This is a genomic window from Paenibacillus sp. KACC 21273 (assembly GCF_028736095.1).
Classification (GTDB): domain Bacteria; phylum Bacillota; class Bacilli; order Paenibacillales; family Paenibacillaceae; genus Saccharibacillus; species Saccharibacillus kyungheensis.
Window position 1 is genome coordinate 1,510,237 of record NZ_CP117876.1, and the last position, 13,956, is coordinate 1,524,192.

Sequence of the window (13,956 nt, forward strand, 5' to 3'; positions counted from 1 at the left end):
AAACAGACCTTTACAGATCACATAAGATCATAAAGGTCTGTTTTATTCATTGTCGTCTATCTTTTTACTCTTTCCCAATTGCTATCGGATTCTCTTCATAACTAATCCAGTCGCTCCAACTTCCACTATACAACTTCACATTTTTATACCCAGCTTCGTTCAGCGCCAACACATTCGGACAAGCTGACACCCCAGAACCACAATATACAATAATCTCAGCATTCTTATCCAGCTCAGCAAAATGCTTTTCCAACTGCTCTACATTGTCATACCGATCTTGCTCATCATGATGGGTATCTAACCAGAAATAATTCACCGAACCTGGAATATGTCCGGCTTTGGGATCGATAGGTTCTTGTAATCCCAAGTAGCGTTTATGTTCACGAGAATCGATCAGTATCGGTACAGACGTTTTATTTTCAGCATACGCAGAATCAGTAGTATTAAATGAACGATAAGCTTGAGACACCTGACGAACGTCTTCTACGTTGGCTAGCATATTAGGCTGTACATTTGCGACAAAAGTTGTTGGAATCACAACAGGCTGATCGCTAGTCACAGGGAAGTTCGCATTTTTCCAAGTGGTAAATCCTTCGTTCAATATATACACTTGCTCATGTCCTACATAATGAAGCATCCACCACAATCTAGCAGCATTCATTCCTTTGTTATCGTCATAGACTACGACACGACTATTTGAATTAATTCCAGCTTTGCCAAGAGTGAGTGCCAGTTGATCTACATCAGGTAACGGATGGCGACCACCATGTGCTGTAACAGGAGCCGACAAATCTGTTTCCAAATCAAGATAGACGGCACCCGGAATATGTTCTGCCTGATAAGCGATAGCCCCAGCAGGTTTGTCATTGAGCCAGAACCGACAATCTACAATAACCATATCCGGTTCATATAAGCGAGCAAGTAGCCATTTCATTGATACTATATTTTGCATAATATGTAGCTCCTTCTATACTGTAATGTCTTTTTGTATAGTGTACATGATATTTCAACAGGTATCTATTTAGAATAAGTAAAGACGTTTAACAAACTTCATATAAATAGCAGATATAGCGTTAACAAAAGTACCGTAAGATGTGGAAAGTACATAGATACGCAATGTTGAGGAGGATTTACATTATTATGAAATTATCCAAGTTCAAAATGCTAGGGCTATCCCTGACGTTATCTGTATTTGCAGGTACAGTCGGTGGACATTATTCGCATGCGGCAGAAGCCAAAGATGCTTTGACTCCTGTTAAGCCAGCATGGGGTTATTTTGTGGAAAATTATAAAAAAAATACGAAAGACCATCTGTCTGTGTCGTCGAATCCTGTGATCGGGGTATTATCTGGATTTGAAAAGTTATGGACACCGGGTACGACATGGGATTCTGGGACAGCAGTGAATCATAAAATTTTAGACCAGAATATTCAAATGGTTATAGATATCGCCAAAAAGCGTACAGCCAGTCAAGCTCAAGCGGCTTATTTGGATGATCGCCGTAACCAGAGTTACAGTGTCATGGACGGTCTGGGTTCACTGACAGATGTGTATCGCAAAGATGCAGGAGCAACGACAACGATTACAGACGTTCCGGCAGATGCAACAACGAAGAAGTATGATGATGAAGGGAATAATGCAGGTGATCCTAACTCCAGTCTGGGAAGTGTTGTCAGTCTGGTGAACAAGTTACGTGGGGATTATTCATCGAGTAATCCAGCCAAAAGCTTTTTCAATTACAAACGTCCTTTCCGTTGGGATTCGCCAGCACTGGTTATTCCAACATTAGTTCCACAGATTAAGTCTGATCCTACATCTGATGGTGGATTCCCAAGTGGTCATACGAATGCGGCATATTTAAGTGCTTTTGCAATGGCTTATGCTGTTCCAGAACGTTATCAGGAGTTATTAACACGTGCTTCTGAACTTGGAAATAATCGAATAGTTGCAGGCATGCATTCTCCATTTGATGTGATGGGTGGACGTGTGATGGCGACCGCTCTATCTGCGGCGATTTTGAATGATCCAGCGAACAAAGAATTGAAAAAGCAAGCATACCAACAAGCTCAAAAAATATTAATGACGCAAACAGGAACAGCGCCAGATCGCTTTAGCGATTACCAAGCAAATAAAAAAATGTATACCGAACGCTTAACATACCATTTCCCGCAAATATCTGCTAAAGACCAACCTGTAGCTGTACCTAAAGGGGCAGAAGTATTGTTAGAAACCCGTCAGCCATACTTGAACGACCAACAGCGTCGTGCTGTGTTGGCAACAACAGGAATTCCTTCCGGTTATCCCGTATTGGATGATGCCGAAGGGTGGGGACGTTTGAATTTATTTGCCGCAGCCGATGGATATGGTGCATTTATGAGTAATGTTACAGTGACGATGGATGCTTACAAAGGTGGATTCAATCAGGAAGATCACTGGCGTAATGTTATCGCCGGCAAAGGCGGTCTGATTAAAAAGGGAACAGGAACGCTTTATCTAGAAGGTAAAAACACATTTAGCGGAAATACAACGGTGATGCAAGGTACACTCGAAGGAACCACAGCGACAGCCTTTGGACGTGGAAATGTCACAAACCAGGGCGGTACACTTGCAGAGCAGACTGCTGGCATGTGGATGATTGATGGTGATTTCAAACAAAATGCTAAAGGTACATTGGAACTGAATATCGGGAGCAAAGCAGACCTTTTGAAAATCAAAGGAAAAGCTAGTTATAACGGTAAGTTACAATTAAACTTTACTAATAACTATGTGCCAGCAAGTGGTATGAAAATTGTGATCAGCAAGAAATCTGTGCAACATGGACAATTCTCTTCCATCACAACGACAGGATTACCTAAAGGTTATAGTGTCAAAGCGATCTATACTAATACTAGTGTGAAATTAAAAGTGAGCAAAAAATAATTGAGTATTGCGTAGTGATTGATATCGCTAAAGCCATCTTATAGATGGCTTTTTTGTCTTTTTTGTCTTATATAGCAAGCCATCGTTATATAGTGTATTTAAAATCCTGCGTTAATTCGTTGTCTAATAGTTCAATGTCTTCCCCTTGTTGCTGGCGGATATGAATATTTTCTGTGCCCCAAGCACACATCATTTCTATAATAGTATTGGCAGTTCTGCCGTATTCGGTTAAAGAATATTCGACTTTGGGAGGCATTTGCTGATAGACATAACGACTGACTAGCCCATCTTGTTCAAGCTCACGTAATTGTTGAATGAGTACTTTTTGCGAAATACCTTGAATATTTCGTTGTAATTCACTGGTACGCATCTTATCAGATAACATTAATAAACAGATGATCAAAGCTTTCCATTTCCCACCGATTATTTCAAGGGTAGCTTCTATACCTAAATGATATTGCTTCATTCTATATCCCTCCGTTTAAGCTATTTTGCTATCCAGATTGAGCTGGGATCACCGTTGATCACAAGCTTGATTCTTTATTGTTACACCATATCGAAGGTAAAGTCTATACACACTTTAAAGTAAGTACATGACTTTATTGTGTGTATTTTCTTTTCCGTCAAGCTATATCATAATGGCAATATTCTCCCATAACGAAAGGAAATCAGATCTGATGAAAACTTTGATTATATTAGCACATCCTAATCTTGCAACGTCCAAAGTCAATAAACGCTGGCACCAGGAGTTACTTCAGTACCCGGATCAAGTCACTATTCATGAGTTATATCAAGTGTATCCTGATTGGAATATTAATGTGGCTCAAGAACAACAATTACTGGAAGCCCATGACCATATTATTTTACAATTTCCATTTTACTGGTATAGTTATCCACCGTTACTCAAAAAGTGGTTAGATGATGTATTTTTATATGGATGGGCTTATGGATCGTCTGGTAATAAGCTGAACGGGAAAAAGATAGGATTAGCGATAGCGATTGGAAACAAGCAGGAAAATTATCGTCCAGAAGGTTCGGTCACGTTTACAGTAGAACAGTTACTCAGCCCATTTCAAGCAAGTATGCAACATATAGGAGCTATAGCGTTGCCACACTTCGCTATGTTTGGCGCATCTTTTCAAGCAACAGAACAACAAATTGATCAAAGTGCAAAAGACTATATCCACTATATTATAGAGCATCAGAGTGAACCTGCTCGCAAATAATATAGTGGATAAAAGATAGCTTTATGCCAGTAGAGATGGTTTATCGTAAGAAATATAATAGATCTGATCTACATTACACCGGAAATAAGCTTAATGAAAAGCGAGTTCACTATACGATATATTTCCTTTTTTAATTCCTCTTAGTAATTCTTTTAGTACTCTTTTTCTCTATTGCTTGTACTTATCCATCTCTCTTTTAGAAAAAGGCTTGAGCCAGTAGCGTTCCAGTATAACGTTTGTATTTCGGTTCAAGTCTTTTTTTGTTACACTCAGGGTAACGATAAATTAGAGGAGAACATCATCATGAATATCAACGACATGCTTGCGCAGTATTCGTTATGGATTTATGCGGGAATAGCGATAATTGCGCTATTGATCATTATACTTGTAATCAAAAGTATATCGCGCCGAAGAGCCAGAATACGCCGACAACAGCTTGATCCTTACCGTATTACGATGCAGGATATCGATCAGATGGAAGGATCAGAATTTGAACGCTATTTATACCACTTTTTTACCGAATTAGGATATGAAGATACATACAAAACGCAGGGGAGTGGAGACTTCGGAGCAGATCTGGTATTTACCGATCGAGAAGGAATACGCAACGTACTGCAAGCCAAATGCTATGCTGAACATAACAAAATCGGACTGAGTGCTGTACAAGAAATTTATTCGTCGATGCGTTATTATGAAGCTGACAAATGTATCGTACTCACATCATCTTATTTTACCAAAGCTTGTGAGACACTTGCCGGAGTCAATGCTGTAAAGTTACTGGATCGCAACGATCTTATTCAATTGATCGAAGATTTTAAGTCCAACGATCATGAAGAAGCGATGGACATCATTGAAAGTGAACCTGTTATTCTTTCTTCCCCCTGGCAACAACAAACAAATCGAAGATCAACTTATCGTACACGTAAAAGTAGATAAAAAGGCTATCTTCCCTAATCCGGAAGTAGCCTTTTTTTATAGATTGTTTTATTTCTCTCGCTCTACCATTTCTTCTTCTGTCGCCATCAGATCAGGAGGTACTAACGCTTCAGTTTTGTCTTTACCGAATCGAATAAATACCCATACCCCGAGTAAAATCAATACACCAGCACCTAATTGAATACCTGTTAACGATTCGCCCAGTAACCAGAAAGCAAGCAGTGAAGCAAAAACAGGTTCACCCAATACCGCCATAGATACAGCACCAGCATTCATATATTTCAACAGCCAGTTAAACAAATAATGTCCAAATAGAGTAGGCACAATAGCGAGTAACCAGAATACGCCCCAATCTTTAGCAGCATAACCGGTAAACGGAATATCATTGAACAGATTGTAAAGTGCCATTACACTACCTGCAATAAAGAATACCCAGAAATTATAAATTAAAGCTTCCATATGAGAACGAATATGTTTGCTGATCAGCATATGTATAGCTACTGCAATCGTACCAAGAAACGATAAAATATCGCCTTGTAATGCTGTTCCTGAAAGGGCAAAATCTCCCCAACCGATCGCTACCGATCCGATAACAGCCATACCCATACCGATAATCATAAATCGATTTGTGTGGGTACGGAATAGAAAATAGGAGCCAATAACGACCATAATCGGTTCCAGTGTCAAAATCACAGTGGAGCTAGCTACAGTAGTTAAGCGTAGCGAACCCATCCAGAGCAGGAAATGCAGAGCAAGCATCAAGCCTGAAATTCCTAACATCAACCATGTTTTGGGCTGAATCCGAAATAGTTCTTTGCGATAACGAATTGCAAGCGGTAATAATAGTAAATTGGTGAAATATAATCGGTACATACCGATCACCGATACTTCTGCATCTGACCAGCGAATAAAAATAGAAGAAAACGAAATAGCCAGAATACCAATCACATAAAGAATTTCTAAAGGAATAGCAGGACTCTTAGAGGGTGCATGTGGATTCATAGGTGTGCTCCTAAATATAAGTATAATATTGTTTTATTTTTGAAGAATTATGCCTTTATGATTATACTCTATCCCTTACAAGCTGGAAACGATTACTCGAAAATCTTCCTATTGACATAATAAAAATCTTTAGTACTAGTAAAAAAGAACCATTTATTTCTATTTTTTAAGAAAAATAGGTCTAAAGATAAAATTCTTAACATCTTGATTTTTAGTTTTTATTTATAAAAAATGCTTTTATATCAATGATTATATGTTATTTTGTTAATAAAGTATTAAAAATAGAAGTAGTACTTTTATACTAAAGTAAAAACATTTTTAATCCTTTTTAGACAAAATAAGGTATCCGCACTAAACGGAGGGTACTTTCATGCATGGACATATAACCATTTTTACGGATCATATCCGAAATATTGACTACGAAAATGTTATTTATTTTTACGAAACATCGTTTTGTGATCAACCGGATGAACTGGAAATGTATGAGACTGCACGTTGTTGCATTATCGCGTATACAGATCCTGAACGAACTGTACAAACGGCTAATCAGATCAGACTGTATTTTCCACAAATGGCACTATTGTTAATTACTGATGTTGCTCAGCCTGTTAGTGATCAACATCTCGTGCGCATTACAGGAGTAGGTCGATTGCGATTATTGTACTGGAAAGATAATCATAGCGAAGAAATGCTCTCTGAAATTCAAAGTTTATTGTACCCCGAATATCCAGCTAAAAGCCCGCATATTGCTTTTATTTTGTCGGTGTACAACGAAGAAGAGCGGTTTATTCATGTGAAAAAATTTGCAGAACGGTTGCAAACGTTTATTCGCAGTCATCTGGTAGAAGGTTCTATCTATGTCATAGACGATGGAAGCTTGGATAGAACGCAGCATCTTTTAGAATCGTTAGAACATTCAACAAGTATGGTGATCAATCGAATTAATCGTAATGCTAGCCCGCTTTTCAAAGCCCAGCAATTAGAGCGTAATACACGCAAAGCAGGCACATACTTGGAAGGAATGCGTACGATAGAAGCTGATTATTATGTATTTGTCGATGCAGATGATTCCTTTTTTATCGAGGATATTGCCAAAATGATCAATGTGGTCAGGCAAGGATATTACGATGTAGTGATTGGCACCAAAGACATGACTGCCGAAAATCGGTCACTGGTACGTTCAATAGTCAGCTTTTGCAAACGACAGATTTGTAGGCCATTTTTGCCAACAGGTGTGATTGATTCGCAGACCGGTCTCAAAATTATGAGTTCTGTAGCCGTAAAGCGAATGTTTCCTCATCTAAAACAAGAGCTTGGACTGGCAGTTGATTTGGAAATGATGTTTATCGCCAAACGATTGCAATTACGTGTGTTACAGATTCCTGTCAAATGTATTGACCGCGAAGGTTCGCATATTGAAGTGTGGAAAGATTCAGCTCGCTTTTTGCGATCTTTAATCGATATCTGGCGACTGGATCGGCGGGTGCGTTAAAATGATCAGTCGGGTACGTGCTATCTTTTTTCCTTTTTTTAATGTGTTGCTAAATGGGTTTAATTTTTTCTTTCATATTGCGGCTAGTTGGTATTTAACAGGGGCTGCGTATGGACAAGCAAATGCGTTACTGGCTTTGTTCGCTTTATTGTCAGTCCTGGGCTTATCGGTTCAACTGTTAACAGCCAAAGTGGTCTCAAAAGAAGATCGAACATTAGCGCTCAAGCAATTGCCTTTAGGTGCATTGTTGATCAAAACACCCATAATATTGAGTCTGGCTTCATGTATTATCCTATTGATGCTTTTACCTGTATTACGTTCGATGCTTGGCGTTGATGCTAGTTCATTACTACTCCTTTACATACTTGTTTTCCTGCATACGATTGTGAGTATGACCCGTGGTGATATGCAAGGCAAAGAACGTATGTTAGCGCTCAACATTAATTATTATATCGAAGTACTTGGTAAATTGACGGTCTTTTTTATACTGGCAGCTTCAGGATTTACATTAAAAGCTGTATTGATTGGCAGTTGCGCAGGAATGTTATTGTCATTGATACATGGATGGATATTCAGTATTCGTCAACATACAGTATCTTCTACAACTGTACAGACCCATCAGTTATCAGGTATTTGGAAGTCACTTGGTCAGGATTTTACAGATAGTCTGATTACCAATCTGTTTGTATTGTTTTTTATTTCTATCGACATGATTGTAGTACAGCATTATTTCCCTGTACAAAGCAGTGGGTATGCTATTGCACTGAAATATAGTCAACTTGTCTATTATGTCTCGTATAGTCTGATCGCAGCTTTTATCCCCAAGTTGGGAGCTAACGGTGACAATAAAAAAGGATTACGTCAATTGATCGGTATTTACAGTGGATTGATGTTTTGCGCGGCGATCTGTGTCTATATCGGAACTACATTTATTTTTCCGATGTCGATTCCATTACTATTTGGTACCGCTTATCAATCCGCAGAACAATATTTAATATTAGGCGGTTGGGTATACTGGTTATTTTCGATTGTGCTCTTTTTCGTACATGTTCACGTACTGATGGGACGGCGTACATTTATGTGGGGAATGCTTGCTGGAGCTATATTGTTGTTGATTTCATTTGGCTCATGGCATACAAGCCCGCAAAGCTTTTTGTATGCTGAACTTTGCTTATATAGCGTGTTAGCTATTTACTTTATTATCGATGCGTGGAGGTATTTATATCCACGTCAGACGATCCAATCCAATTCTGTTCAGCCGCATGACCCTACTATTTTGAATTGAAGGAGCAAGATTATGGATTCTATCAATGTAAAAAAAGATCAAATCACTATTCTACTATTATCATGGCGTGATATTCGTTCTCCCAAAAGTGGAGGCGCGGAAATTTTTACTCATGAAATGTTAAAACGTTCCCAGCAAAATCGCTATCGTTTTATCCATTTTGCTCCTCAATTTGCAGGATTACCGGCTGAAGAAGAGATCGATGGAGTGACCTATATTCGTCAAGGTAATATCTATAGTGTGATCGGTCATGCGATTCGGTATTATCGTCAGCATCGTAACGAAATTGATTATGTGGTTAATCAATCCAATACACATCAATTCTTCACTTCATTCTGGGTAGAACCAGCCAAACGCATCTTTTTTATCCATCAATTAACTCGTGAGATTTGGTATGAAAATGCTAGCTTTCCACTGAATCATATCGGTCATGCATTAGAGCCATGGATGCTGAAGTTAGCGCAAAAAGATCAGACGATCACTGTATCACCATCGACTCGTTATGATTTGTTGCAACTGGGATTTGATGCCAAGCGTGTTCATTTATTGCCGGAAGGAATTGAATTTGAGCACTGGCAGCCAGAGCAATTTTTACCGAAAGAAGAGCAACCTACTTTTATGTATGTCGGTCGATTTGTTAAATACAAAGGAATTGATCTGGTATTTCAAGCTTTTGGCGAATTGAAAAAGAAATTCCCGCAGGCTAAATTATGGATTGCTGGTCGCACAAATGAAGAGTATGTACAGTGTGCATTGTTGCCGATTATGAATCAATATGGATTAACGTATGGCAAAGAAAATGATCCAGAAGTAGATGTGATTTTTCATGGATTTGTTTCTGAAGAACGCAAGCTTGAATTGATGAGCCGGGCGCAAGCATTGGTATTTCCATCCTTGCGTGAAGGATGGGGATTGACGGTAACCGAAGCGGCGGCTGTAGGCACACCAAGTATTGTTAGTAATTCTCCAGGGCTTGTCGATGCGACTGATTTTGGCAAAGCAGGCTATCTCTGCTTTCATGGTGATGTAAAAGGATTATCCGAGCAAATGGAACGTGCCGCAATGGGTGGAGAAGATTATGCAGGTATGCGTAAGCGTGCATATGAATATGCGCTTAAATTCCATTTTAATCATACCGGAGCAGCATTCGATACATTTGTTGATCATCTGGTAAAGGAGGCACAAGAGCATGGACAAAGTCGTCATCCTCTTCTCCACGTACAATAATGAACAAACGGTAGTGGATTGTCTACGTAGCTGTATGAATCAGCATGATTATCAATCTCTTCATATCGTTGTTGCAGACGATGGTTCTAGCGATCATACAGTTCAGACGATTCAGCAGTTGTCCGAAGAGAGTATTGTTCCGATCACCGTATTGGCATTGCCTCATGGAGAACGTGGGGTAGCGCGAGTTACAGCGATTGAGGAAGCACAGCGATTGAATGCAAAGTATATATTTGTGATTGATTCTGATATGATTTTGGCGAATCAGCTAGTTAGTCAGTGTACTTCATTTTTGAATGAACATCCTGAAGTGGGGGCACTGGTTATACCGGAAGAAGCCTATTCAACAGCAACTAACTTCTTCTCTAAAGTGAAAGTGTTTGAGCGTAACGTAATTAATAATGCAGGAGAGAAACTAGGTAAGCGTTCGATAGAAGCAGCAAGATTCTGGCGTATAGATGCTTATGAATCAACAGGTGGATTTAATGCCGATCAAATCGCATTTGAAGAAATTCAACCGACATTACGTTATGTAGAAGAAGGCGGAGAGATTCGACGTGCTACTTTTACGCGTATTTACCATGATGAAAAGCAAGTATATCTGAATGATGTGTTACGTAAAAAAGCGTATTATTTCTCCGTAATGGATCGTACTCTTTCTACAGAAGAAGGAGGATTACGCAAAGCGTTAGAGCGATGGTACTTTTTCCGTCCGGTATTGTACTCACGTGATAATCTGATTTGTTATCTAAGGCATCCGTTGTTAACAGTCGGAATGGTATGGATGTATATCTGCCTTAGTGTGCTCGGGGTAACTGCACTTTTGCAAAGCAGTTCCCGTTCTGCCCAATCGTTACCTATTAATGAAAATAAATAAATCGCAATAAAGTATCTCCAAATGTTAACTGGCGGATATTGCAAATCGATGATTGATAATTTTCAAGTTCGTGACGAGGAATATACAACGAATGTGAATCTAACTGAATACCGTCATAGCTGGGATGAAGCAGAGATTGTCCAACTGCATACAGGTGAGCGAACGAGTGATGATGAGCAATAACCAGATGATCATGATTGAGCAATACATACGGTTGATCGGTGACCTTCATCATATCGATAATAAATGCCGATAAATGATTGGCGAACTGTTGCTCAGCATGGTGAGCCAATTGATTTCGTTCGGCTTGTTGTAATGCTTCATAAAATATCTGCTTCAACGAGTCAGTGAGTTCTAACGGTTTGGTAAGAAATTTGAAAATTCCCACTTGATTAATCGCAGCTAGCATCGATTGTGTATGTAAATGACCGGATAAAATAATGCGGACGACATGAGGATAATCTGCTTTCATCATTGTTAAAAAAGCAAGCCCATCGATACCTGGCATTAGCAAATCAGATACAACAACATCGATGTGGTGTTGCTCAATAATCCGTAAAGCTTCTTTGGGATTATTAGCCATATGAATGTGAAAATTTTCCTCTTCTAACCAGCGTTCAAGAATCGTTAATACCATCTTATTATCATCAACAAACAGAATACTTTGGGTTTTCATAAGCTCTGGATAACTCCAATCATAGGTTCAGAAATGAGGAACTACATGTATAATATCAATATTTTGGCATTTTTAAAAGATACGAGTGTAGCTTGCGAACTGCGCTTATTTTGCGAACGATTCAGTTCAGCCGAGCATGCACTATGGGAAAAAGGAATGCGTTTATTTCACCAATATCAAGGAAATCAGCATGCCAATCTGACATTAACTGTATCTCATGGACTCAAACATATGGATGAAACTTACGACATTTATATCGTGAATCTTCGCGAGTATACGGAAGAAGAATTAGACCTTCTGTATATCGCGAAGCATTGCGAACTGTTGCTCCTTAGCTACGGAGAACCCGAAGATGCTGTGCGATTTGCAGCACTGCAACGCCGAACACCGCACTTATGGTGTGCACGATTGCCATTGGTTACATTTGAACTGGAATGTCTTATGCAAGCGATACTGTATCGTTTGGAGCAACGCAAAGGAGAGAAATCGTCATGAAAGGTTGGGCTTTTATTAGACCCATATGGCAACGGCTGATTTTGTATGCAGTTGTTATGGGCATTTCAGCGGTGTTGCTATTTGCAATCCAATGGTTTGCTGTTCGTGAATATCAGACACAGATTACCGAGATTAGTGAAACACGTCTGCAAGATATTGTGCAAGCTACTTCTACCAATATCAATAGCCAGTATCAGACGTGGCAAGTAGAACTTAATGAATTGGCAGCGACGATTGGCAAAAATATATTGGATAATGCCAAACGATCTTATACCAATGGAATAACACGCAATCCAGGTGAATTCTATGTGCTGAACAATCAATATGAACTGATCGGCGGACATGATAACCCGGTAATGCAAGCCGCTGTCAAACAGATCCAAACGTTACAAAATGGCTGTGGGATTACAGGATTTACGACAGAAAATAATCAACCTGTACAATATATGATTTGTCGGATCAAAGGTACAAGCCAAAATGGATTTGCAGTGCGTACGATTGATACCGCTATGTTAACCCAACGCATTATAGCTGATCCTACCCATTATGAGACATTAATCTATAATGAAGAATTCAAAGTAGTAGGATCACGGACATCAACAGATATCGGTAGAGTCGATATTACAACAGTTACTAAGAAATTACTAGACGGTAACACAGGAATAGTCGAAGACAATCATCTCAAATACGGCATTGGATTCAGTCGTATTGATGATGATCATGCGCTGTATATCGCTGTTCATGAAATGGATAACGATACTGTCAAAAATGTGAATCAGTTCCGAAATCGGATGTTGTTAATCTATATACCGATTTTGTTTATAGCGGCTATTGTAATGGTCTTTTATCGTAGACGGGTGATCAAAGACAATACCATCAATACTCAAGTACGGGATCAACGTCGTGAAGAAGATTTAAAACAGCAACAAGATACGTACTATTTGCCGATGTTGCAATCAATGGAAGAACAGTTACAACAACTACAGAATCGAACAACACGCTTAACAGGTGGAGATGACCTGAAGTTGCTTGGTTTTTATAATAATTTAGCAGACAATTTAGAAGCTTCTGCCAGTCGAGGAGATTCTGCATCACGCGCTGAACTTGAATTTTTCCGCGAGCTGAATCAGAATTTCACACAAGGACGATTGAAGCAGGAGTCTTATATTGCTGAACTGGCTCTATCTGTACAAGAATTGCGTGAAGAATTAGAGCAGAAGATGCATGGTGCAGCAGGTATTCATTTTGCCGATATGAATGAAGTGATTACAGAGTCATTGAAATGGGCGAATCGTGCGCTGGATATGAAAGGGATTGAAGTGATCGTGAAGCAGGAGCCTGTATCTCCGATCGCTGCTCAATCTGCTATGTTGTATCGCACAATTCAAGGATTAGTCGAAAATGCAGTAACAGCGATGGCACATCATTATGAAGCACCAGCAGATATGAATGAACAAGGTGCATTTGCACCCAGATCCAAGCGAGCGAACAAAACACTTAAAATCAGTTCACGTATGGAAGAAGAAGAGATTGTAATTACGATAGAAGATACAGGTGGAGGCATTGATGATAAGATGCGCTGGAATTATTTTCAGTCGGATTATTCTCAAAACAACAATGCAGATACGATCAGTCTGTATCATATGGATGCTTTTCTCAAAACGATTGGCGGACGACTCAAATTGCGTAATACTGATCGCGGATTACAAGCGATTATTCAATTACGACGTTAATTACGATGTAGTCTGAAGTGATGATATTAAGTATTCTCTAGCTAACACGCTCAACAAGTAGATAAGACATAGGAGTAGAAAGGAGGCT

At 39.3% G+C, this 13,956-nt stretch carries 13 protein-coding genes; 9 read left to right on the forward strand and 4 right to left on the reverse strand.

Features of this window, described 5'->3' with window-relative positions; all coding sequences use genetic code 11:
* Positions 1–64 precede the first annotated feature (64 nt).
* Positions 65–952: a sulfurtransferase gene (locus PQ460_RS07015; RefSeq protein WP_274172182.1), complete on the reverse strand. Its 888-nt coding sequence runs from the start codon at positions 950–952 to the stop codon at positions 65–67.
* Between the two features lie 188 nt (positions 953–1,140).
* Here PQ460_RS07015 and PQ460_RS07020 point away from each other — a divergent pair, with 188 nt between their 5' ends.
* Positions 1,141–2,919, forward strand: coding sequence for an acid phosphatase (locus PQ460_RS07020; protein WP_274172183.1), 1,779 nt, complete (start codon positions 1,141–1,143; stop codon positions 2,917–2,919).
* Positions 2,920–3,004: 85 nt separating this feature from the next.
* Here the strand turns inward: PQ460_RS07020 and PQ460_RS07025 are convergent, their stop codons facing one another.
* Positions 3,005–3,385: a winged helix-turn-helix transcriptional regulator gene (locus PQ460_RS07025; RefSeq protein ID WP_274172184.1), complete on the reverse strand. Its 381-nt coding sequence runs from the start codon at positions 3,383–3,385 to the stop codon at positions 3,005–3,007.
* Positions 3,386–3,596: 211 nt separating this feature from the next.
* Between PQ460_RS07025 and PQ460_RS07030 the strand changes: the two genes are divergently transcribed.
* Together PQ460_RS07030 and PQ460_RS07035 are read left to right on the forward strand one after the other, a co-directional pair.
* Entirely contained in the window at positions 3,597–4,145 is a 549-nt protein-coding gene (locus tag PQ460_RS07030) for an NAD(P)H-dependent oxidoreductase (protein ID WP_274172185.1), read from the forward strand.
* A gap of 303 nt (positions 4,146–4,448) precedes the next feature.
* Positions 4,449–5,081, forward strand: a complete 633-nt coding sequence (locus tag PQ460_RS07035) for a restriction endonuclease (protein WP_274172186.1) — start codon at positions 4,449–4,451, stop codon at positions 5,079–5,081.
* 48 nt (positions 5,082–5,129) lie between these two features.
* On the opposite strand, the gene PQ460_RS07040 is transcribed toward PQ460_RS07035, so the two are convergent.
* On the reverse strand, positions 5,130–6,083 hold the full coding sequence (locus PQ460_RS07040; RefSeq protein ID WP_274172187.1) for a DMT family transporter: 954 nt from the start codon (positions 6,081–6,083) through the stop codon (positions 5,130–5,132).
* Between the two features lie 370 nt (positions 6,084–6,453).
* On the opposite strand from PQ460_RS07040, the gene PQ460_RS07045 reads away from it, so the two are divergent.
* From PQ460_RS07045 to PQ460_RS07060, 4 genes are read left to right on the forward strand one after another with little or no spacing between them, the layout of a single operon-like run.
* A complete protein-coding gene (locus tag PQ460_RS07045; RefSeq protein ID WP_273613181.1) occupies positions 6,454–7,575 on the forward strand; it encodes a glycosyltransferase family 2 protein in 1,122 nt (373 codons plus the stop codon).
* Between the two features lies 1 nt (position 7,576).
* On the forward strand, positions 7,577–8,860 hold the full coding sequence (locus PQ460_RS07050) for an MATE family efflux transporter (RefSeq protein WP_274172188.1): 1,284 nt from the start codon (positions 7,577–7,579) through the stop codon (positions 8,858–8,860).
* Between the two features lie 12 nt (positions 8,861–8,872).
* Entirely contained in the window at positions 8,873–10,087 is a 1,215-nt protein-coding gene (locus PQ460_RS07055) for a glycosyltransferase family 4 protein (RefSeq protein ID WP_273613179.1), read from the forward strand.
* Positions 10,050–10,964 (forward strand): glycosyltransferase family A protein, encoded by a 915-nt coding sequence (locus PQ460_RS07060; protein WP_274172189.1) that lies wholly within the window; start codon positions 10,050–10,052, stop codon positions 10,962–10,964. Before PQ460_RS07055 ends, PQ460_RS07060 begins: the two co-directional genes overlap by 38 nt.
* Here the strand turns inward: PQ460_RS07060 and PQ460_RS07065 are convergent.
* Positions 10,948–11,640 carry a response regulator gene (locus PQ460_RS07065; RefSeq protein WP_274172190.1) on the reverse strand — a complete coding sequence of 231 codons (693 nt, stop codon included), beginning with the start codon at positions 11,638–11,640 and terminating at the stop codon, positions 10,948–10,950. The two genes, PQ460_RS07060 and PQ460_RS07065, sit on opposite strands and share 17 nt — an antisense overlap.
* Positions 11,641–11,685: 45 nt before the next feature.
* On the opposite strand from PQ460_RS07065, the gene PQ460_RS07070 reads away from it, so the two are divergent.
* A complete protein-coding gene (locus tag PQ460_RS07070) occupies positions 11,686–12,135 on the forward strand; it encodes a hypothetical protein (RefSeq protein WP_273613176.1) in 450 nt (149 codons plus the stop codon).
* Positions 12,075–13,868 carry an ATP-binding protein gene (locus PQ460_RS07075; protein ID WP_274172191.1) on the forward strand — a complete coding sequence of 598 codons (1,794 nt, stop codon included), beginning with the start codon at positions 12,075–12,077 and terminating at the stop codon, positions 13,866–13,868. The genes PQ460_RS07070 and PQ460_RS07075 overlap by 61 nt, the downstream gene beginning before the upstream one ends.
* Positions 13,869–13,956: the final 88 nt, after the last annotated feature.